The 20593-nt window shown below is 71.8% G+C and carries 18 protein-coding genes; 8 read left to right on the top strand and 10 right to left on the bottom strand.

All coding sequences use genetic code 11. The features are described 5' to 3' along the window. Positions 1–64: 64 nt before the first annotated feature. The 4 genes from LQ326_RS05520 to LQ326_RS05505 all read left to right on the top strand — a co-directional run bounded on the left by LQ326_RS05520 (position 65) and on the right by LQ326_RS05505 (position 3486). Positions 65–1288: a low temperature requirement protein A gene (locus LQ326_RS05520; RefSeq protein WP_234533248.1), complete on the top strand. Its 1224-nt coding sequence runs from the start codon at positions 65–67 to the stop codon at positions 1286–1288. A gap of 51 nt (positions 1289–1339) precedes the next feature. Then, positions 1340–2374, top strand: a complete 1035-nt coding sequence (locus LQ326_RS05515; protein ID WP_234533247.1) for a P1 family peptidase — start codon at positions 1340–1342, stop codon at positions 2372–2374. Between the two features lie 63 nt (positions 2375–2437). Then, complete coding sequence (locus LQ326_RS05510; RefSeq protein WP_234533641.1) at positions 2438–2596, top strand: hypothetical protein; 159 nt, start codon at positions 2438–2440, stop codon at positions 2594–2596. Positions 2597–2739: 143 nt separating this feature from the next. Continuing rightward, complete coding sequence (locus LQ326_RS05505) at positions 2740–3486, top strand: DUF6227 family protein (protein WP_234533245.1); 747 nt, start codon at positions 2740–2742, stop codon at positions 3484–3486. A 16-nt stretch (positions 3487–3502) separates the two neighbouring features. Here the strand turns inward: LQ326_RS05505 and LQ326_RS05500 are convergent, their stop codons facing one another. The 6 genes from LQ326_RS05500 to LQ326_RS05475 all read right to left on the bottom strand — a co-directional run bounded on the left by LQ326_RS05500 (position 3503) and on the right by LQ326_RS05475 (position 9518). Continuing rightward, on the bottom strand, positions 3503–3754 hold the full coding sequence (locus LQ326_RS05500; protein WP_234533243.1) for a hypothetical protein: 252 nt from the start codon (positions 3752–3754) through the stop codon (positions 3503–3505). Positions 3755–3870: 116 nt separating this feature from the next. Further along, entirely contained in the window at positions 3871–5958 is a 2088-nt protein-coding gene (locus LQ326_RS05495; protein WP_234533242.1) for a PTS fructose transporter subunit IIABC, read from the bottom strand. Positions 5959–6205: 247 nt separating this feature from the next. Next, complete coding sequence (gene pfkB / locus LQ326_RS05490; protein WP_234533612.1) at positions 6206–7153, bottom strand: 1-phosphofructokinase; 948 nt, start codon at positions 7151–7153, stop codon at positions 6206–6208. A 29-nt stretch (positions 7154–7182) separates the two neighbouring features. Then, positions 7183–7944 (bottom strand): DeoR/GlpR family DNA-binding transcription regulator, encoded by a 762-nt coding sequence (locus LQ326_RS05485; RefSeq protein ID WP_234533240.1) that lies wholly within the window; start codon positions 7942–7944, stop codon positions 7183–7185. Between the two features lie 196 nt (positions 7945–8140). Beyond that, entirely contained in the window at positions 8141–8659 is a 519-nt protein-coding gene (locus LQ326_RS05480) for a hypothetical protein (protein WP_234533238.1), read from the bottom strand. Positions 8660–8786: 127 nt separating this feature from the next. Continuing rightward, a complete protein-coding gene (locus tag LQ326_RS05475; protein WP_234533236.1) occupies positions 8787–9518 on the bottom strand; it encodes a Crp/Fnr family transcriptional regulator in 732 nt (243 codons plus the stop codon). Between the two features lie 1369 nt (positions 9519–10887). Here LQ326_RS05475 and LQ326_RS05470 point away from each other — a divergent pair. Then, a complete protein-coding gene (locus LQ326_RS05470) occupies positions 10888–11853 on the top strand; it encodes a helix-turn-helix transcriptional regulator (protein ID WP_234533234.1) in 966 nt (321 codons plus the stop codon). A 762-nt stretch (positions 11854–12615) separates the two neighbouring features. On the opposite strand, the gene LQ326_RS05465 is transcribed toward LQ326_RS05470, so the two are convergent. Next, entirely contained in the window at positions 12616–13632 is a 1017-nt protein-coding gene (locus LQ326_RS05465; protein ID WP_234533232.1) for a sigma-70 family RNA polymerase sigma factor, read from the bottom strand. A gap of 239 nt (positions 13633–13871) precedes the next feature. Between LQ326_RS05465 and LQ326_RS05460 the strand changes: the two genes are divergently transcribed. Beyond that, entirely contained in the window at positions 13872–14390 is a 519-nt protein-coding gene (locus LQ326_RS05460) for a GNAT family N-acetyltransferase (protein WP_234533230.1), read from the top strand. A 93-nt stretch (positions 14391–14483) separates the two neighbouring features. Here the strand turns inward: LQ326_RS05460 and LQ326_RS05455 are convergent, their stop codons facing one another. Further along, positions 14484–15275 (bottom strand): dioxygenase family protein, encoded by a 792-nt coding sequence (locus tag LQ326_RS05455; protein ID WP_234533227.1) that lies wholly within the window; start codon positions 15273–15275, stop codon positions 14484–14486. A gap of 140 nt (positions 15276–15415) precedes the next feature. Between LQ326_RS05455 and LQ326_RS05450 the strand changes: the two genes are divergently transcribed. Further along, the gene (locus tag LQ326_RS05450) at positions 15416–15928 is read left to right on the top strand and encodes a MarR family winged helix-turn-helix transcriptional regulator (RefSeq protein ID WP_234533225.1); all 513 of its coding nucleotides are present in this window, start codon (positions 15416–15418) and stop codon (positions 15926–15928) included. 125 nt (positions 15929–16053) lie between these two features. Here LQ326_RS05450 and LQ326_RS05445 read toward each other — a convergent pair whose 3' ends face one another. Next, the gene (locus tag LQ326_RS05445; protein ID WP_234533223.1) at positions 16054–17592 is read right to left on the bottom strand and encodes an MFS transporter; all 1539 of its coding nucleotides are present in this window, start codon (positions 17590–17592) and stop codon (positions 16054–16056) included. A gap of 184 nt (positions 17593–17776) precedes the next feature. Then, a complete protein-coding gene (locus LQ326_RS05440; RefSeq protein WP_234533221.1) occupies positions 17777–18427 on the bottom strand; it encodes a TetR/AcrR family transcriptional regulator in 651 nt (216 codons plus the stop codon). 625 nt (positions 18428–19052) lie between these two features. Here LQ326_RS05440 and LQ326_RS05435 point away from each other — a divergent pair. Continuing rightward, a complete protein-coding gene (locus tag LQ326_RS05435; protein ID WP_372496737.1) occupies positions 19053–20279 on the top strand; it encodes a M6 family metalloprotease domain-containing protein in 1227 nt (408 codons plus the stop codon). Positions 20280–20593 lie beyond the last annotated feature (314 nt).

The raw sequence follows: 20593 nt of genomic DNA, 5'->3' as shown, positions 1-20593 counted from the left end.
TGTCACCCGCCACCCGCGAACCCGTTCGCAGGCCTTCGGCGCCCTTTTCTGCTGTGCTGGTCCCATGACGTCGAGTTCTCCTCCTGCTCCTGCCCCCCAGCTCCGGCCACTGCGCCGGCTCACCGCGCGTGGGCGCGCGGAGGCCCACCGGGTGGCCTCACCCCTTGAGCTGTTCTTCGACCTCTGTTTCGTGGTGGCCATCGCGCAGGCGGGCGTGGAGCTGGTGCACGCCGTGGCGGCCGGGCACGCGGGTGAGGGCGTCCTGAACTACGCGATGCAGTTCTTCGCCATCTGGTGGGCGTGGATGAACTTCACCTGGTTCTCCTCGGCGTACGACAACGACGACGTGCTCTACCGGGTCGTCACACTGGTCCAGATCGCCGGCGTCCTGGTGCTGGCGGCAGGCATCTCGCAGGCTTTCACCCACCACGACTACCTGGTGGTCTGGCTGGGTTACGTGATCATGCGGCTGGCGATGGCCGCGCAGTGGCTGAGAGCCGCGCGAGGGGCCCGCGACGCGGAGCGGACCATGGCGCTGCGGTACGCGGGCGGGGTGCTGCTGTGCATGGTCGGCTGGAGCGGCCTGGTGGTGCTGCCCGTGGACGCGCGGGCGTGGGTGTTCCTGGTGATGGCGGTCGCCGAGATGTGTGTGCCCCTGTACGCGGAGAAGGCCTACACGACCTCCTGGCATCCGCACCACATCGCCGAACGGTACGGGCTGTTCACGATCATCGTGCTCGGCGAGACGATCGCGGCGGCGACGGTCGCCGTGAAGTCGGCCGTGGCCGAGCACGACGCGCTGAATGAGCTGCTGCCGATCGCGGCGGGCGGACTACTGATCGTCTTCTCGGCGTGGTGGATCTACTTCGTGGTGCCGATCCACGGCCATCTGCGTTCCGGCAGGGAGTCGTTCCTGTGGGGTTACGGCCACTACCTGATCTTCGCGTCGGCGGCCTCGATCGGCGCGGGCATCGAGGTGGCCGTCGAGGAGGCGGTCGGCAAGGCGCACATCTCCACGACGGCGGCGTCGGCGGCCGTGACCGTGCCGACGGCGCTGTACCTGCTGACCGTGTGGGCGCTGCACGCGCGGTACTTCAAGGTGGGCCTCGCCCAGCAGCTGGTGCTGCCGGTGACGGCGCTGCTGGTGGGCTGTTGCACGTTCCTGGGTGACCGGGCGGTGCCGGCGGCGGGTCTGGTTTCGGCGCTGGCGGTGGCGACCGGGACCACGCTGACGGCGCGCACCGCCGGCCGCCGGCACCTCGCGGAGACCGCCACGGCCGCCTCCTGACCGGCCCCGGAACCGCACGGAGCTGGGCCGGGCTGGGCCAGACTGGCTGTCATGACTGTTGACGCATTGACGGACGTGGCCGGGCTGCGGGTGGGGCACGCCACCCGTACCGGCGCGGGCTGGCTCACCGGTACCACGGTCGTCCTCGCTCCCGAGGGCGGCGCGGTGGCCGCCGTGGACGTGCGCGGCGGGGGTCCCGGCACCAAGGAGACGGACGCGCTGGACCCGCGCAACCTGGTGCAGCGGGTGGAGGCGATCGTGCTCACGGGCGGCAGCGCGTACGGGCTCGACGCGGCGTCCGGGGTGATGGCCTGGCTGGAGGAGCGGGGGCGCGGGGTGCGGGTGGGACCGGATCCGGCCCATGTGGTGCCGGTGGTGCCGGCCGCCTGCGTCTTCGATCTGGGGCGGGGCGGGGACTTCCGGGCCCGGCCGGACGCGGCGACGGGGCGGGCCGCGGTCGAGGCGGCCGCGGCGAGCGCGCCGGGCGCCCCGGTCGCGCAGGGGTGCGTGGGCGCCGGTACGGGCGCGGTGGCCGGGGCGGTCAAGGGCGGGGTGGGCAGCGCGAGCACCGTGCTGGACTCGGGGATCACGGTGGCCGCGCTGGTGGTGGCGAACGCGGCCGGCGCGGTGCTGGATCCGGAAACGGGGGTGTTGTACGGGGAGTTGTTCCAGGGGCGGGTGGCCTATCCCGAGGAGCGGGTGCAGGAGGCCGCGCGCCGGCGGCTCGCCGAGACCGCCGCCGGGAACGGGCCGCCGCCGCTCAACACCACCCTCGCGGTGGTCGCGACCGACGCCGCACTGTCCAGGGCGCAGGCGCAGAAGCTGGCCGGGACGGCGCACGACGGGATCGCGCGCGCCGTGCGGCCGGTGCACCTGCTGCACGACGGGGACACGGTGTTCGCGCTGGCGACGGGGGCCCGCCCGCTCGACACGAGCCCGCTCGCGCTCAACGAGATCCTCGCGGCCGGCGCGGACCTGGTGACCCGCGCGATCGTACGGGCGGTGCGGGCCGCCGGGCCGGTCGACGGGCCGGGCGGGGCGTGGCCGTCGTACGAGGAGTTGTACGGGGCGCGCGGAGAACGGTGAGGGGCCGTCCGGAACCTCGCGGGTTCCCGTCGCCCGTCCCGGTTCCGGTTCCACGGTCAGGTGGTGCTACGACAGCTCGGCCGCAGCTCGCCCGTCGGCGACGTCGTGATCGTGAAGAACTCGCCCGACAGGACCGCGCAGCCGGACAATGGACTCGGCGGCCGGAACCTGCCGTGGCGCGAGCGGACCGCCGTGAAGTGCCGTATGACCGGCACGTTTTGACGGAACGTCGGGCCGCAGGGGAACTTTTCGTGCTCCCCGCGCGTTTTCACGGCGTACGTTTTCTCGGTTCCCGGACATGATGTCCGACTGAGGGGCTACCGTATGCACCCACAAGGTGACATGCAGCAACGCCGGGAGAAACCTTGAGCGTTCCGTACGAGACGGCAGCGTACGAACCAGCCGAGTCGCCCGAGTCTCCGGAGGAGCACCTCGCGCGGCTCCTAGGCCGTGCCCTGAACTCCTTCGAACTGCCCGACGAGGTCATAAGGCAGCTGGACTGCGCGCTGGCACAGGACAGTTCGCTGCACTCCGCGCACCACAGCGCGGGGCTGCACCGGGAGACGTACCGGCACACCTGGCTGCTGGCCGACGGCTCGGCGGTCACCCTGTGGGAGCTCGTGCACAACACCGCGCCGGGCAGCGACCCGCAGCACGAGGTGTACGTCGACGAGGAGGAGCTGCGGGTCGCGACCGCGCGGCTGCCCCTGCCGCCGGAAACCCCGGACTTCGAACTGCCGGTGCTGGTGACGCCGGCGCCGGTCCCGGTGCCCCGGCACGTGTACGTGCCGGACGACTCGGCGGACCACGCGCGCCGGCTGCTGCGCCGTGCGGAGAACCCCGACCGGCCGGACACGGAGACGGCCGAGGTGCTGTCGACGGCGTTCGCGCACCAGATCACCCAGGCGTTCGGGCGGCCGGCCCGGGCGGGCAGGCCTGGACTGGCCTTCTCGCTCTACGAGCACGCGTTCCTGCTGCGGGACGGCCGGGAGCTGTCCCTGTGGGAGGTCGAGCACACGGCGACGCCGGACGGCCGGCACATGTGCGAGGTGTACCCGACGGAGGACGCGGCCAGGAACGCGATGGAGCGGCGGGCGGCCCGGCGGCGCTAGGGCCTGTCCGAGAGGCTCAGCGGCGGCCCAGGCGGCGGACCAGGCCGGCGAAGGCGTCCTGTTCGGCGGGGGTCAGTTCGACGGTCTCGCGCGGCGGAGCGGCCCGGAGCTGGTGCGGGAGTGCGGGCAGGGCGCGTGCGGCGTGCCAGGCGAGGGCTTCGCGGCGGTTGCGGCGCAGCAGGCGGGTCACGACGACCACCCAGGCGGCGGCCGCCAGGGTGAGCGCGGCCATGCCGATCAGCTGGAGTGTCGAGGCGTGCGCGGGCATACGTCCCAGTACACACCACGGTCCGGGACTTTGGTCCCGGACCGTGACGAATCTCGCAGGTGCCGTGAACAACTCACAGCGAATCAAAGGGACAAGACGGCAAGGCGGGGCGGGGATCAGGCCGCGACCGGCTGCTTGGCCTCCTTCGCGGCGGCCGGGCCGGCAGCGGAGCCGCCCGCCGGGGTCTGCTGGGCCGGCTTGCGCAGGCCCTTGAGGAGGACGACCAGGGCCGTGGTGACGCAGACGCCGACGGCGATGGCGATCAGGTAGAGGAACGGGTTGCCGATCAGCGGGACCACGAAGATGCCGCCGTGCGGGGCGCGCAGGGTGGCGCCGAAGGCCATCGACAGGGAGCCGGTGACGGCGCCGCCGACCATCGCGGACGGGATGACGCGCAGCGGGTCTGCGGCGGCGAACGGGATCGCGCCCTCGGAGATGAAGGAGGCACCCAGCACCCAGGCGGCCTTGCCGTTCTCGCGCTCGGTCTCGGTGAAGAGCTTGCCGCGCACGGTGGTCGCCAGGGCCATCGCCAGCGGCGGGACCATGCCGGCCGCCATGACCGCGGCCATGATCTTCATCGCGGAGTCACTGGGGCTGGCGACGGCGATACCGGCGGTGGCGAAGGTGTACGCGACCTTGTTGACGGGGCCGCCGAGGTCGAAGCACATCATCAGGCCGAGCAGGGCGCCGAGCAGGATGGCGTTGGAGCCGGAGAGGCCGTTCAGCCAGTCGGTCATGCCCTTCTGGGCGGAGGCGATGGGCTTGCCGACCACGACGAACATCAGGAACCCGACGACCGCCGAGGAGACCAGCGGGATCACCACCACCGGCATGATGCCGCGCAGCACCGCCGGGATGTTGATCTTCTGGATCGCCATCACCACACCGCCGGCCAGCAGACCGGCCACCAGGCCGCCGAGGAAGCCCGCGTTGATGGTGGAGGCGATCATGCCGCCCACGAAACCGGGGACCAGGCCCGGCCGGTCCGCCATGCCGTAGGCGATGTAGCCCGCCAGGACCGGCACCAGGAAGCCGAAGGCGACGGCGCCGATCTGGAACATCAGGGCGGCCCAGCTGTCGGACTGCGTCCACACGAAGTGGTTCAGTACCGAAGGCGCCGACTTGATCTCGTAGCCGCCGATCGCGAAGCCGAGGGCGATCAGCAGACCGCCGGCCGCGACGAACGGGACCATGTAGCTCACGCCGGACATCAGCCACTTGCGCAGCTTGGTGCCGTAGCCCTCGCCGGCCTCGCCCGCACGCTCGACCGGCGTGGCCGGCGCGGAGCCGGAGGTGGCCTCGCCGCGGGCCGCCTTCGCGCGGACCTCGCCGATCAGGTCGGCGGGGCGGTTGATGCCCGCCTTCACGCCGACGTCGACGGTCGGCTTGCCGGCGAAGCGCTCCTTCTCGCGGACGGGGACGTCGTGCGCGAAGATCACGCCGTCCGCCGCCGCGATGACCTCGGGGGCGAGGCGGGTGAAGCCGGCCGAGCCCTGCGTCTCGACGACGAGTTCGACGCCTGCCTCGCGGCCCGCGTTCTCCAGGGACTCGGCCGCCATGTAGGTGTGGGCGATGCCGGTGGGGCAGGAGGTGACGGCGACGATACGGAAGGGACGCCCGTCGGCCTCCGGGCCCCCGTCCGCGGTGGCCGCTGCGGTGCCGGCGGAGGCCGCCGCCGGCACCGCAGCGGTGTCCTGGGAGGCGCCTTCGGCGCCCGCGGTGGCGCCCGCGGCCGCCGCCTCGTCCTTCGCGGGCGCGGGCGTCTCGTCGCCCCGGATCAGCGCCGCCGCCGTCGCCGCGTCGCCGGCCGACCGCAGCGCGTCGGTGAACTCGCTGTTCATCAGCTGGCGGGCCAGCGAGGAGAGGATCGTGAGGTGGGCGTCGTCGGCACCGGCGGGGGCCGCGATCAGGAAGACCAGGTCGGCGGGGCCGTCCGAGGCCCCGAAGTCGATACCGGCGGCACTGCGCCCGAAGGCGAGCGTCGGCTCGGTGACGTGGGCGCTGCGGCAGTGCGGGATGCCGATGCCGCCGTCGAGGCCGGTGGGCATCTGGGCCTCACGGGCGGCCACGTCGGCGAGGAAGCCCTCCAGGTCGGTCACCCGGCCCAGGGTCACCATGCGCTCGGCGAGGGCGCGCGCCGCCGCTTCCTTGGTGCCGGCGGACAGGTCGAGATCGACCAGGTCCGCGGTGATCATGTCGCTCATCGCGGGCTCCTATGCACGCGTATCGCCCGGAGTGTGGGGTGGGCGGGGGTGGGGACGGGGGTGCCGTGGGGGGCGGGGTGGGAGACGGGGCCGGGGAAGCCCCGCCTCCCGGGGACGGCGGGGCGGCTCAGGGTGCCCCGACGGCCCGTCGGCGCGGCGAGTAACGAAGAACCGCGCCGCGCCTGGGGCGGTTGCCGGCGGGCGGCGCCGGGGAGGAGCGCTGCCGCGTTCGGGGTCGTATGTACGTTCATGACACCGGCTCCGTCAGTTCGCGGTCGACGGGGATCCGGTCGGTGACGGTCACCGCCGTGGGATCCAGGTCGGCCGGGGTGGGCATCACGCTGCCGGGCAGCCGGACGGCGGCGGCGCCGTGCGCGACGGCGGAGGCGAGGGCCTTCGGGCCGCTGCCGCCGGCGATGAGGAAACCGGCGAGGGAGGAGTCACCGGCGCCGACGTTGCTGCGGACGGTGTCCACCCGGGCGCTCGCGAACCAGGCGCCCTCGTCCTCCACGAGCAGCTGGCCGTCGGCGCCCAGGCTGGCGAGGACGGCGTGTGCGCCCATGCCGCGCAGCTCCTCGGCCGCCTTCAGCGCGTCGCCCACCGTCGCCAGAGGGCGCCCGACCGCTTCCGCGAGCTCCTCGGCGTTCGGCTTCACCACGTCCGGCCGGGCCCGCAGCGCTTCGAGCAGCGCGCGCCCCGAGGTGTCCAGCGCGATGCGCGCGCCCCCGGCGTGCGCTCGGGCGACGACATCGGCGTACCAGGAGGGCGCGAGACCGCGCGGCAGGCTGCCGCAGCAGGCGATCCAGTCGGCGTCGCGGGACTGCTCGCGCACGGTCTCCAGGAGCAGTTCCTGCTCCTGGGCGGAGAGTTGCGGGCCCGGCGCGTTGATCTTGGTGAGCACCCCGTCGGATTCCGCGAGCGCGATGTTGGAGCGGGTGGCTCCGGCGACGGGGACGGGCGCGACCTCGATGCCCTGGGCGTCGAGCAGGTCGGCGACCAGGGCGCCCGGCGCTCCGCCCAGGGGCAGGACGGCGACGGTGCGCCGGCCGGCGGCGGCGACGGCGCGGGAGACGTTCACGCCCTTGCCGCCGGGGTCCATGCGCTCGCCGGAGGCGCGGATGACCTCACCGCGCTCCAGGGCGGGGACCTCGTAGGTGCGGTCCAGGGACGGGTTGGGGGTGACGGTGAGGATCACGCCCGTACCGGTCGCGGCGCTCGTGGTGCTCATGCTCGTACTACTTCCGTGCCGCCGCGCTCGATGGCGGCGGCGTCCTCGGGGCTCAGCCCGCTGTCGGTGATCAGCAGGTCCACGTCGCTCAGGTCGCCGAAGCGGGCGAAGTGCTCCTGGCCGTACTTGGCGGAGTCGGCGAGCAGGACCACCCGGCGGGCCGCGGCGACGGCCGCCCGTTTGACCGCGGCCTCGGCGAGGTCGGGGGTGGTCAGACCCTGGTCGGCGGAGAAGCCGTTGGCGGCGACGAAGAGGACGTCGGCGCGGATCTCGCTGTACGCGCGCAACGCCCAGGCGTCGACAGCGGCGCGGGTACGGTGCCGTACGCGCCCGCCGACCAGGTGGAGCTGGATGCCCGGGTGGTCGGCGAGGCGGGCCGCGATCGGCAGGCTGTGCGTGACGACGGTGAGCGTCGCCTCCAGCGGGATGGCCGCGGCCAGCCGGGCGACCGTCGAACCGGCGTCGAGGATCAGGGTGCCCTCGGTGGGCAGCTCCGGGACGGCGGCCTTGGCGATGCGGTCCTTCTCGTCGGCCGAGGTGGACTCGCGTTCGGCGAGGTCCGGCTCGAAGTCCAGGCGCCCGGCCGGGATGGCACCGCCGTGCACCCGGCGGACGAGGCCGGCCCGGTCGAGGGCCTTCAGGTCGCGGCGGATCGTCTCCGCCGTGACCTGGAACTCCTCGGCGAGCGACACGACGTCCACCCGGCCGCCGTCACGGGCGAGCCGGAGGATCTCCTGCTGCCGCTCCGGTGCGTACATGCCCCTGTGCCTCCGCTCGACGATGCGTCCGCGATGCGCCCGATGCCTGGCGCACCCGCCACTGACGCCCCGGCCGATGTCCGACTGCGTCCGACTCGTGCCCGAACTTGTGGTTTCGCTCGGAGGCTACGCCGGGATTTCCGGAAAGTAAACAGGTTCGGGCACGGGACGGACACATACGGGCAGAGATGCCGGGTCAGCCGTGCCTCAGGGCCTTGATCTTCTGCTCGGCGGCCATGACGGCGCGTGCCAGTTCGCCCCGGGCGGCCTCCTGCCGCATGGCCTGGACGAGCTGGGCGCGCAGCTCGGGGGCGGTGACTTCGGTGGCCGGGCCGGGCTCGGGCAGGGCGGTGGCGAGATAGGCGTCGACCCGGTCGGCGACCTCCGTCAGCTCGGGGCGCAGGGCTCCCGTGTGGTCGGCGATTCCCTTGATCATGTTGCCGGTCTGGGAGATGTCCTCGAAGTCGCCGGCCCGGCAGGGCTTCCGGGCGAGGCGGCACTGGGCCTTGTAGAGGTCGGTGAGCCACTCGGCCGGCCTGTCGAGTTCGGCGTTCGCCTCGTCCCGGCCGCGGATCTTCCGCGTCCAGGCGAAGACCTGTCTGTGGTGCCGGAGGGTGGAGGTGGCGAGGACACCCGTGACGAGAGCGGAGACGGTGCTCAGCACGAGAGTGCCGGCGCCGGTGCCGATCGCCAGCGTGGTGGTGCTGGTCATCATGCGGTGATCCGTTCGAACGTGAGCGTCAGCGGCGGGGGCCGGTGCGCCGGGGTGTGGGAACGGCGCACCGGGCCGGTGTCAGTTCGCCGGCCAGTGCCAGTGGGCGGGTGTCGGTGCGCGGGCGGTGTCAGTGCCCGGCGGCGAGGTGGCGCAGCGCGTCGACGTCGTGGATGACGAACTGGCGGTACCGGGCCTCGACGATCCCGTGGTAGCGCAGGGTCCGGATGGCGCTCTCCGTGGTGGAGGTGGCGAGCTGGAGAGCGGAGGCGATGTCCTTCTGGCTCGGGCCGGCGATGTTGGTGGAGTCCGCCCGGGGGCCGGGGACGCCCGCGGTGTCGGCGAGGTGCGCCAGCAGTCCGCTGACGCGCTGCAGGGGCGACCTGGTGACCAGGGTGTAGACGAGCTCGTCGCTGCGGCCGCGGTCCTCCAGGCTGCGCAGGAGGGCGAGCTGGATCTCGGGCCGGCGGCGCAGCAGGACGTTGAAGTGGCGGGCGCGGCAGGGGATGACCACGGTCCTGGTCAGGCACGTGGTGAGGACGGTGGAGCGGGGGGCGATGAGCTTGGCCTCGCCGACCAGTTGGCCGCCGCCGCGGAACCGCGTCACGGCGGGGAGACTCTCCCCTTCGCCCAGCGGGAAGCGGTCCTGCCGTACGACGCCTTCCCAGATGACGTACACGTTCCGGTCGTCCGGCCCCATCGGCAGGCGCTCGTCCCGGGTGTAGCTGCGGCTGTGCAGCCGCGCCTCCCGCAGGACGTGCCACTCCGCGGCGGTCAGCCGCTGCAGGAAGCTGCCCTCGGGCTTGTTCTCGTGCCCGAGAAGTAAGTCGATCGGCCGGGCGGTGTCGATGGCCGAAGGCATGGTCACTCCCCCGCGCCGGCGGCCGTGGCGGCGCGGGTCCCGGCGTACGCGCCCCGGGGCACGTGGTGGTGACGACGCGTCACAGGCGGGGCGCCGCAGGGGTGACAGCACGACGGCACGAGGAGGCCGTCGTCGTTGACGGTACGCACTTGGCTCTGATCCCTTTCTCTCGAAGTTCTGAGAACCCGCTGGTCAGCTGGGTTCCGTTGGTGGGTCCGGCGGTGGTTCTCGGCTCCCTTGCCGGGAGGTACGACAGCGCCCGGGTGGTGAGGCCGGGCGGGTTGAGACAGGTGAGCGAGATAAACCGTACCGCCCGCCGCAAGCGAAGAGCCAGTTACCTTTCCGAAGGCGTCGCGAAGAATAGTGATCATGACGGAAACCCCTGACCGCGGGGCTTTGTTACAGAAGATCACGCGCGATCCGGCTGGACGGTCCGCCCACCCTTCGGGAAATTCCGGATACCGGTTGCCGCGGTTATCCGCATACCCTCACAGAAACATGCCGGCGCCCTTCCAGACGCGCGCCATATGAGCGGTGTACGACATCCACGCATACCGCGGGCAAAAACGAGAGGCCCCGGGGCACCACCCCCAGGACCTCCCGGAAAAGGTCCGGACCCACCAGGGATCAGACCGGTGCCCAGTAAACACCACGGACGGCCTTTGGGTCACTCCCCATCGGACGACAAGGAGTCACCACCTGCCGACTCGTAGCGCGAAAGCCCCGACAGCGGGGAATCTCACGGACAGTGCCCCGTCCCGCACAGGCCGTCGAGACGCCTCACCGGGCCGCACGGTTTGCCCTTTTTATACACCCGGGGGCGAGGGGAACCGAGATCGCGGCCGGGACGTGACAGCGTTATCAAATGATTGCCATCGATCAAGAGCAAACAGATTCGGCCAGCCGGGCCACGTCCCGCCGGCGACCCGAACAACGACCCGAACGGACGGAAACACCTCGGGAAAAACCGCGCGGCGGCCCGCCGCTCCGTTGGAATTAACCGACACCGGTTCGGCAATTCCTTTCCGGGAGACCCCCAATGCCGACAGAAAACGCGGCGAGGTCGCGTGAGGCACGGATTCCCGTACGGAAATCCGTGCCTCACGCCCCCCGCCCCTCCAAATGTCGACTAGTGAACAAGGGCACTGCGGCTCGGCCCCGACTCCGCCCCTATGCCCTGTCAGTTTCCTTTCAGAGCACTGGAGTTGAGCGCGCCAGGTACTCGAAACCGGAGGGTTCAGCACATAAGGTGGCATTCACTGTCAAAGGGCATCCATCGCCCCACGGCCTCGGCCCTGGCCGATGAAGGCATGGGTGCCGCGACCGATTAGGCCGGATCCTGTCCTATTGATACGGCATCCTCGTCCGCATGACGACAGACACTCCGGCTCGGCTGCTTCAGCTGCTGTCTCTTCTGCAGACTCCCCGGGAGTGGCCCGGCGGGGAGCTCGCCGACCGGCTCGGGGTGTCCCGGCGTACGGTGCGGCGGGACATCGACCGGCTGCGGGAGCTGGGGTATCCCGTGGAGGCCAGCAAGGGGGCCGACGGGGGGTATCGGCTGGTCGCGGGGAAGGCGATGCCGCCGTTGCTGCTCGACGACGACGAGGCCGTCGCCATCGCGGTCGGCCTGCGGGCCGGGGCCGGGCACGCCGTGGCGGGGGTGGACGAGGCGTCGGTACGGGCGCTGGCGAAGCTGGAGCAGGTGCTGCCGGCCCGGCTGCGGCACCGGGTGACCACCTTGCAGGCCGCGACCACGCCGCTGACCAGTGGGGACGGGGCGAGTATCGCACCCGAGACGCTGACCGTGATGGCGTCGGCGGTCGCGGGGCGGGAGCGGCTGCGGTTCGCCTACCGGGCGGCGGACGGAAGCGAGACGCGGCGGCAGACGGAGCCGTACCGGCTGGTGTCGACGGGGCTGCGTTGGTACCTCGTGGCGTACGACATCGACCGCGACGACTGGCGGACGTTCCGGGTCGACCGGGTGAGCGAGCCGTTCGCGACCGGGGCGCGGTTCGCTCCGCGGGAGTTGCCGACGGGGAGTGCGGCGGAATACCTGCGGCGGTCCATCCAACGGCAGCAGGAGACGTACGGGTTCGCGGTCGCGTTCGCCGGCACGGCGGAGGAGGTGGATGCTCGGCTGCCGGGGTGGTTGGGGACGCCGGTTGACGAAGAGGGCGGCTGGTGTGTGGTGCGGGGGGAGAGCGGGGATCCGGTGGAGTGGCTGGCGGTGCGGTTGGTGATGGCCGGGTGTGAGTTCGTGGTGCGGGAGCCTGCGGAACTGGTCGAGTGCGTAAGGGACTTGGGGGGTCGGCTGAGCCGGGCCGGGGGTGCGTGAGGGGAGCCGGGCCGCGGGTGGGGACGCTTTCCGGCGCCGGCCGTGCGCCTGCCCCAAAGGGGTACCCCCAGCGCCCACCCGTGCCGCCTGGGTGCACCTCCCAGGCCCTTGGCAGGGCTGGAACGGTGCCCCGAAGGGGCGGGGGGCCGTGCCGGTGTGCCGGGGGGGCACCGGTGGTGCTGGGGGTGCTCACCTCGGCGGGCTGTGCCGCTGTGACAGAATCTGCCGTCCGGTGGTTCACCCCGTGGTTCAGGTACGGGGTGAACCACCGTCTCAGCATGCCCGGGCGCGTCGGAACCGGGCGGACGCAGCCCTCCGCGCCCCGGTGGAAAGAGTGGAGCCGGGCTCCGGCGCCTGGGGGGACAGGCACCGGTGCCCGGCTCTGGGAGAGTCCCGGCGCCGGGGGGATGGTGCGTCGGGACGTGGCTTGTCGACAGGGCGGGGGCGTTGTCGAGGGTCGCCGGGTCGTCGCTGGGCCGGGGAGAGTCGCCTTCGGCGGTCGCCGGTTGCGGCGGTCCGGTCGCGGCGGTCGCCCGGTCCCGGAGTCGTGGCCGGGCCTCGACCTTCCGGCCCTGGGGCGGCTGTTCCCGCCCTGGCTTGGTTGTTCCCTGCACGCGAACCTTGAAGCGGCGGTACCGCGCCATGTTTGCGCCGTCTTTCGCCACCCGGCGCGCGCCCGGCGAGAGTGGACTCCGAGTGGAGCCTCGCGTGCGCCAGGCACGCGAAACCCCTCTCGTGCGAACCCCTGCCTCCGCAACCCCCTTACGCGGCCGGCTCGAACCCGGTGGAGCGGGCCAGCTTCTTCAGCTCCAGCAGTGCGTGCTTCTCGATCTGGCGGATGCGCTCACGGGTCAGGCCGTGCTCCTTGCCGACCTCGGTCAGCGTGCGCTCGCGGCCGTCCTCGATGCCGTACCTCATCTTGATGATGGAGGCCGTGCGCTGGTCCAGGCGGCCGATCAGGTCGTCCAGTTCCTCGCTGCGCAGCAGGGTCAGGACGGACTGCTCCGGGCTGACCGCCGACGTGTCCTCCAGGAGGTCGCCGAACTGCGTCTCGCCCTCGTCGTCCACCGCCATGTTCAGCGAGACCGGGTCACGGGCCCAGTCCAGCACGTCGATGACGCGCTCCGGCGTGGAGCCGAGTTCGGTGGCGATCTCGGCGGGCTCCGGGTCCCGGCCGTGCTCCCGGTTGAACTCGCGCTGGACGCGGCGGATCCGGCCCAGCTCCTCCACCAGGTGGACGGGGAGCCGGATGGTCCGGGACTGGTCGGCGATGGAGCGGGTGATCGCCTGGCGGATCCACCAGGTGGCGTACGTGGAGAACTTGAAGCCCTTGCGGTAGTCGAACTTCTCGACCGCGCGCACCAGGCCGGCGTTGCCCTCCTGGATCAGGTCGAGGAGGGGCAGGCCGCTGCGCGGGTAGCGCCGGGCCACGGCCACGACCAGGCGGAGGTTGGAACGGATGAAGACGTCCTTCGCCCGCTCACCGGCGGCGACGAGCGCCTCCAGTTCCTCGCGGGTGGCGTCGGACGCGGACTCCTCCTCGCCTTCGAGGACCTGCCGAGCGAACACACCCGCCTCTATGGTCTGGGACAACTCGACTTCCTTGGCGGCGTCGAGGAGCGGTGTGCGCGCGATCTCGTCGAGGTACATGCCGACCAGATCGCGGTCGGCGATCTCGCCGCCATGGCCGCGAACGCCATGGGCGCGAACACTGCTTGCCGAGTCGGCCGTCTCGCCGGTGGCGGCGGACTGACGACGGGCGACGGCACGGGTTGCCATGCGTGCTCCCTTGCGATGGTGGGCGGGCGGGGTGTTCCTGCTCGGTTCTTCCCGGTCTTCGGTGGATGCCCGACGCTCCACTGGCAGCGCTTCGGAACTCCACTTCTGGAACTCCTCGGACTGTCGCCGAGTGCCCGGCATCTGATGGAAACAACGACTGGAATCAGGACAGAATTCCCATGCCGTCCCACGAATTTTGTGATCATGCAGTACCCTGTCCGACCTCGCGAGGAGGTGCGGTGTCGTCGGAACGTACAGAGGTGCAGGTCAGACCGGGAGCCGAGGGGGACCTCGAAGCCCTCACTGAGATCTACAATCACTACGTTCGTGAGACGTCCATCACATTCGACACGGTGGTCTTCACCCCGGAAGAGCGTCGTCCGTGGCTGCTCTCCCACCCGGAAGACGGGCCGTACCGCCTGATGGTTGCCATGTCAGCGGACTCACAGGAGATTCTCGGGTACGCCACATCCAGCCCCTACCGCGCGAAACCGGCCTACGGGACCTCGGTGGAGGTGACGGTCTACGTCGCCCCGGACGCGGGCCGGCGCGGTGTCGGCACGCTCCTGTACAAGGCCCTCTTCGAGGCGCTCGCGGCCGAGGACCTGCACCGTGCCTACGCGGGCATCGCCCAGCCGAACGAGGCGTCCACCCGGCTGCACGAGCGGTTCGGCTTCCGGTACGTCGGCACGTACCGGGAGGTGGGCCGCAAGTTCGGCCGCTACTGGGATGTGGCCTGGTACGAGAAGGATCTCTGACGGGGGCGGGTCACGCCAGGGGGCTTCCTCGGAGGGGCTTCCCCGGAGGGGCTTCCCCGGGCGGGTCTCCACCCCGGGGGAAGCCCGGGCCGGTCAGCCGAACTGCACCGACCGCTTCGCCAGCCCCATCCAGAACCCGTCGATCACCGACTTCTGGGTGTCCAGCTCGCCGCCCGCCTCGGCCGCGCCCATGGTGACGAAGAGCGGGGCGAAGTGCTCGATGCGCGGGTGGGCGTAACGGCCGGCCGGAGCCTTGTCGAGGAAGGCCAGCAGGGCGTCCCAGTCGCGGTTCTCCAGGGCCCGGTGCCCCCAGTCGTCGAACTCGGCCGACCAGGAGGGCACCCCCTGGCCGACGTACCGCAGCGCGGCCAGGTTGTGGGTGAAGAAGCCGGAGCCGACGATCAGCACGCCCTCGTCGCGCAGCGGGGCGAGCCGGCGGCCGATCTCCATCAGGCGAACCGGGTCGAGGGTGGGCATGGAGATCTGCAGGACAGGGATGTCCGCGGCCGGGAACATCTCCACCAGGGGCACGTAGGCGCCGTGGTCGAGGCCGCGGTCCGGGATGTCCTGCACGGGGGTGCCGGGGGCGCGCAGCAGCTTGCGCACGGACTCGGCCAGCTCCGGCGCGCCGGGGGCCGCGTACCGCACCTTGTAGTAGTGCTCCGGGAACCCCCAGAAGTCGTAGACGAGGGGGACGGTCTGGACGGCACCGAGGGCGAGGGGCGCCTCCTCCCAGTGGGCGGAGACCATCAGGATCGCCTTGGGGCGGGGCAGGCCGGCGCTCCAGGCGGCGAGTTCGCCGGGCCAGACGGGGTCGTCGGCGAGCGGCGGGGCGCCGTGGCTCAGGTAGAGGGCGGGCATGCGCTCCGGTGCGGCGGCGGACATGGCGGCGACTCCCTCCGAGTGCCGGACTGCCTCCCCGGCTCCTCGTTCCAGCGGTTCATGTTTTAACTCTCAAGCTTTCGTCCGTCACCTTACGCGTCATTTGTTTAATATTCAAGGAGAGGCCTCGTACAGTGGGAGACATGACTACGGCATCCGCTTCCGCCACCACGCAGAGCCGCTGGCTCACCGACCACGAACAGCGGGTCTGGCGCTCGTACCTGCATGCCACGACCCTGCTGGAGGACCATCTGGACCGTCAGCTCCAGCGGGACGCGGGGATACCGCACATGTACTACGGCCTGCTCGTCGGGCTCGCCGAGGCGCCCGGCCAGCGGCTGCGGATGACCGAGCTGGCGATGAAGGCGAAGATCACCCGGTCCCGGCTCTCGCACGCCGTCGCCCGCCTGGAGAAGAACGGCTGGGTACGGCGGGAGGACTGCCCCTCCGACAAGCGGGGCCAGTTCGCCGTCCTGACCGACGAGGGCGCCGAGGTGCTGCGACGCACCGCACCGGGCCATGTGGCCGCCGTACGGCAGGCGTTGTTCGAGCGGCTGACGCCGGAACAGCAGCAGGCCCTCGGCGAGATCATGCAGATCGTCGCCGAGGGCCTGCAGCCCGACGAAGCGGGCGCGGACCTGCCCTGGCTCCGCTGAGGAGCCGGGACAGGTCCGCGTGCGGGTACCCCTGTGGTCTGTCTGTCGACCGGCCTGTCTGTGCCTGCCTGCCTGTCTTTTCGGCCGGCCGGCCCGGCCGCTCAACGGCTCAGCGGCTCAGCGGCTCAGTGGGCGACCACCGGGACCGCCACCTCGTCCTCCGCGCCCTCGCCGGAGGCCACCGTGGTGGTGTCCGGCTTGCCGGCGTTGACGAAGGCCACCACGATCACCGCGGCCAGCACCAGCATGCCGACGGCGACCCAGATCGCGTTGGCGTAGCCGTGCACCGCGCCCTGCATCTGGACCAGCTGCTGCTGGGACTTGGAGGTCGCGGTCGCGATGTGGTCCTTGATGTACGACGTCGTCGCGGAGGCGGCGATCGTGTTCAGCAGGGCCGTACCGATGGCACCGCCCACCTGCTGCGAGGTGTTGACCATCGCGGAGGCGACACCGGCGTCCCGGGGCTCGACGCCGAACGTGGCCAGGGACATGGCCGGCATGAACGCGGTACCCATGCCGAGGCCGAGCAGCACCATCGCGGGCAGGATCGTCGAGGCGTACGCGGAGCCGATCTCGATCTGCGTCATGACCAGCATGCCGGTCGCGGCGACCAGGAAGCCGGGGCCCATCAGCGCCCGGGCCGGGACCCGGGTCATCAGCCGGGTGCCGATCTGGGTGGAGCCGACCATCATGCCCGCGATCATCGGCAGGAAGGCGAAGCCGGTCTTGATCGGCGAGAAGCCCTTGATGACCTGGAGGTAGTAGGTCAGGAAGAGGAAGGTGCCGAACATCGCGATGATCGCGATGCCGAGGGAGAGGTAGATACCGCCGCGGTTGCGGTCGGTGACCACGCGCAGCGGCAGCAGCGGGGCCTTGACCCGGGTCTCGGTGACGACGAACGCGAGCAGCAGGACCGCGGAGGCGACGAACAGGCCGACGGTGGTGGTGTCGCCCCAGCCGTCGGACTCGGCGCGGGTGAAGCCGTAGACCAGCGAGACCAGGCCCAGGGTGGACAGGAGCACGCCGGGGATGTCGAGCGGGTTGCGGTTGCGGCCGCCCTCCGGCTCACGGATGACGAAGTACGCGCCGAGCGCGGCGACGATGGCGAACGGGATGTTCACGAAGAACGTCCAGCGCCAGTCCAGGTACTCGGTGAGCACACCGCCGAGGATGAAGCCGACGGCGCCGCCGCCACCGGCGATCGCGCCGTAGATGCCGAACGCCTTGGCACGCTCCTTGGCGTCCGTGAACATCACGGCGAGCAGGGAGAGCGCGGCCGGAGCGAGCATGGCGCCGAAGACGCCCTGGAGGGCACGGGCGCCGAACATCATGGCGCCGCTGGTGGCCGCACCGCCGAGCGCGGAGGCGGCGGCGAAGCCGGTCAGGCCTATGACGAAGGCCCGCTTACGGCCCCACAGGTCGGCGATCCGGCCGCCGAAGAGCAGGAGACCGCCGAAGGCGAGGGCGTAGGCGGTGACGACCCACTGCCGGTTGCCGTCGGAGATGCCCAGGTCGCTCTGGGCGGAGGGCAGCGCGATGTTCACGATGGTGGCGTCGAGGACGACCATCAGCTGGGCGAGCGCGATGAAGACCAGCGCTTTCCAGCGGTTGGCATCACCGGACTGCGCCGGTGCGCCGGGAGCCTTTGCGGCTGTTGCAGACATGGGGGTACCCACTTCGTGACTTCGTGACGGAAAAAGTGATGCGTGAAGTGATGCTTGAGGTGAGGGACCGGCGGACGGTCCCTGCCTGATCGGCCCGATCGGCGGTTCGTGACTTGGTCGGATGCCTCGGAGGTGTCTGTCGGCTGTCTCGCTGTCTCGGCTTGTTTCGGCTGTCTCGGCTGGGTCAGGCCTGGCGGAGGTCCTCCATGATCACGGCCGTGCCCGGCAGGGCGGAGCGGGCCGGGGCCCGCAGTCCGTCCAGGAACAGCTGCAGAAGTCGGTGGACGAAGCGGTCGCCGACCAGGCAGTCAGTGCCGAACGGGGGCCGGCTGAGCTGGGCCACGGCGATCATCACATCGCCGACGCCCACGTCCGCACGGAGCTGTCCGGCCGCCTTGGCACGGCCCATGAGCTGCTCGATGAGCTGCTCGCACCGCTGACGTGCCGCTTCGAGGTCGGGGTGGTTCTTGTCGAAGGTGCTGGAGACCATCGGGCACAGCGCGCTGACCCGCTCGTCGGCGGAGATGTGCACGAAGCGCTCCAGCGCCTCGAAGGCGTCCCCGGTCTCCGCGAGCGCCAGCTCGGCCGCTTCCGACGTCCGGTCCATCACGGAGCAGACGACCTCACGGACAAGCGCGTCGCGGTCGGGAAAGTTGCGGTACACCGTGGCATTGCCGACGCCGGCCCGGCGGGCGATGTCGTCGAGCGGCACGTCGGCGCCGTACTCGGTGAACATCTCGCGGGCGGCGGTGACGATCCGCTCCCGGTTGCGCAGGGCGTCGGCGCGGGGCCGGGGTGCCTTGCGCACGGCGGGGATGGCGGTCGCGGTCTGCACGGCGCACTCCTGGTCTGTGGACTTTCCGCGATCCGGGGACGCGCTCCCCGTTTCGCGCGGACACAGGTCTAAACGGGGAGGGAGTCCCCGGTTATTTCCGCCCCTTCCCTCAATTTGATGTGACCTGAGTCACATCACCCCGAGGCGCCCTGTGTCCGGCCCGCGCGGCCCCCGGCATCCCACGATCGGCCTCTCCAGCGCGCGCCCGCCGCCCCCTCGACACAGGGTGATCGAAAGGGTGCAGCCGGAGACCGGCGGCTGCCGTGGCGCGAAAGGTCCATGCATGCAGCCGCAGCCCAGCCGCCGTAGACCCGCTCGTCTTCGCATACCCGCTCGTCTTCGCACCCCCCTGCGCCTGCGCCTTACGAGCCGCCGTGCCTCGCCCCGCCGTAGTACGCCGCCGGTCCGTCGTACGCCGTCAAGCCGCCGTCCCGCCCCGGACCGCCGTCCCGCCCCGGACCGCCGTCCCGCCCCGGACCGCCGATCCGCCCCAGACCGCCGATCCGCCCCAGACCGCCGTTCCACACCGGACTACCGTCCCGCCCGGGACCGCCGTCCCGCACCGGACCGCGGGACCCGGCCGACCCGCCGCATACGCCACCGCCGTGCGGTCTGCCTCGCCGCCGTGACCGCGCTGATCCTCGCGGTCGGCACCTCGGCGGGCACCGGGCACCTCACGGCGGCCCCCTCACCGACCGGCGCCGGACCGATCTCGCTGTCCCGCTCCTCCGTCTACGGTCCCTGCATGATCACCGGCGGCCACGACGTCCAGATGACCGAGGGCATCCCCACGCCGGGCGGCTACTCCCGCTCCACCGGCACCGTGCACGCCCTCACCCTGATGGTCGACTTCCCCGACGCACCCGGCCAGGGCAGCGCGCTCGACCGCTACCACGAGTTCTTCCCGCAGACCCAGGACTGGTTCCGCACCGCCTCCTACGGCAAGCTCGACTACCAGCCCGTCGCCCCCATCGACCACTGGCTGCGGATGCCCAAGCCGTTCAGCGCGTACGGCATAGAGCGCGGCGCGCCCTTCGACCCGGGTTACCGGCAGCTGGTCCAGGACCTCGTGGCCGCTGCCGACCCGGACGTGGACTTCCGGTCGTACGACCTCCTGAACGTGCTGGTCACCCCGAACGCCGGTCCCTCCGCCCTGGACACCGTCCTGTCGGTGACCTTCGCCGGCAACGGCGACGCCCCGGTCGCCGACGGCGTGCCGGTCTCCAACGCCTCCTTCGTCTACTCCCGCCAGGACGACGGCTCGGGCTCCTACGACCGCACCGGCTACCGGGTCCTCCCCCACGAGAACGGCCATGTCTTCGGCCTGCCCGACCTCTACACCCAGGAGGGCGGGGGCGCGGTCGGGCACTGGGACATCATGAGCGAGGACTGGGGGGCCGACAACGACCTCCTCGCCTGGCACAAGTGGAAGCTGGGGTGGCTGGACGCCGACCAGGTCAGCTGCGCGGCGTCCGGCGGCAGCGCCGAGTACACGCTGACCCCCCTCTCCCGGGCCGGCGGCCGCAAGCTGGTCTTCATCCCTGTCGACGACCGCACCGGCTACGCCCTGGAGGTACGCACCAAAGGCGGCAACGACGAGGAGGTGTGCCGCCCCGGCGTCCTCATCTACAAGGTCGGCGCGAACGTCGACACCGGCCGCGGGCCGATCAAGGTGTACGACGCCCACCGCGGCACCGGCGGCTGCACCCGCAGCCCCAACGTCCAGGCGGAACTCTCCGACGCCCCGTTCGGCCCGGGCGAGAGCTTCAAGGATCCCGCGCACGGGATCGAGGTGCTGGTGTCGGGGGCGGACGGGGAGGGGGACTATCGGGTGCGGGTGAGCCGGGGGTAGGGGGCGTGCACGGCGCCGGGGGGCGTGCGCGGTGCGTGGGTGTGGGCGTGCGCGGTGCGGGCTCCGGGCCGCCGGACGGGTCGCGGGGTGCGAGGCGCCAGGCGGGGTACGGGGTGCGGGGTGCCGCGCGGGATACGGATCGCGGGGTGCAGGGTGCGGCATGCCAGGCGGAGTGCGGGGGTGCGGAGGTGCGGGGTTGCCGGTCGCTCGGACAAGGGTCGCGGTGTGCGATCCGGCGTTGGCCAGGTGGGCCACGGTTTACGGTAGGCGTGCGCTGATCGCCGTACCGAAGGTCGTGCCCTGCCGGAGACCAC

It is taken from the genome of Streptomyces shenzhenensis, from assembly GCF_021462265.1.
Classification (GTDB): Bacteria; Actinomycetota; Actinomycetes; order Streptomycetales; family Streptomycetaceae; genus Streptomyces; species Streptomyces shenzhenensis.
The sequence above is the reverse complement of the archived record's forward strand: the minus strand, read 5'-3'. Positions and strand labels throughout refer to the sequence as shown.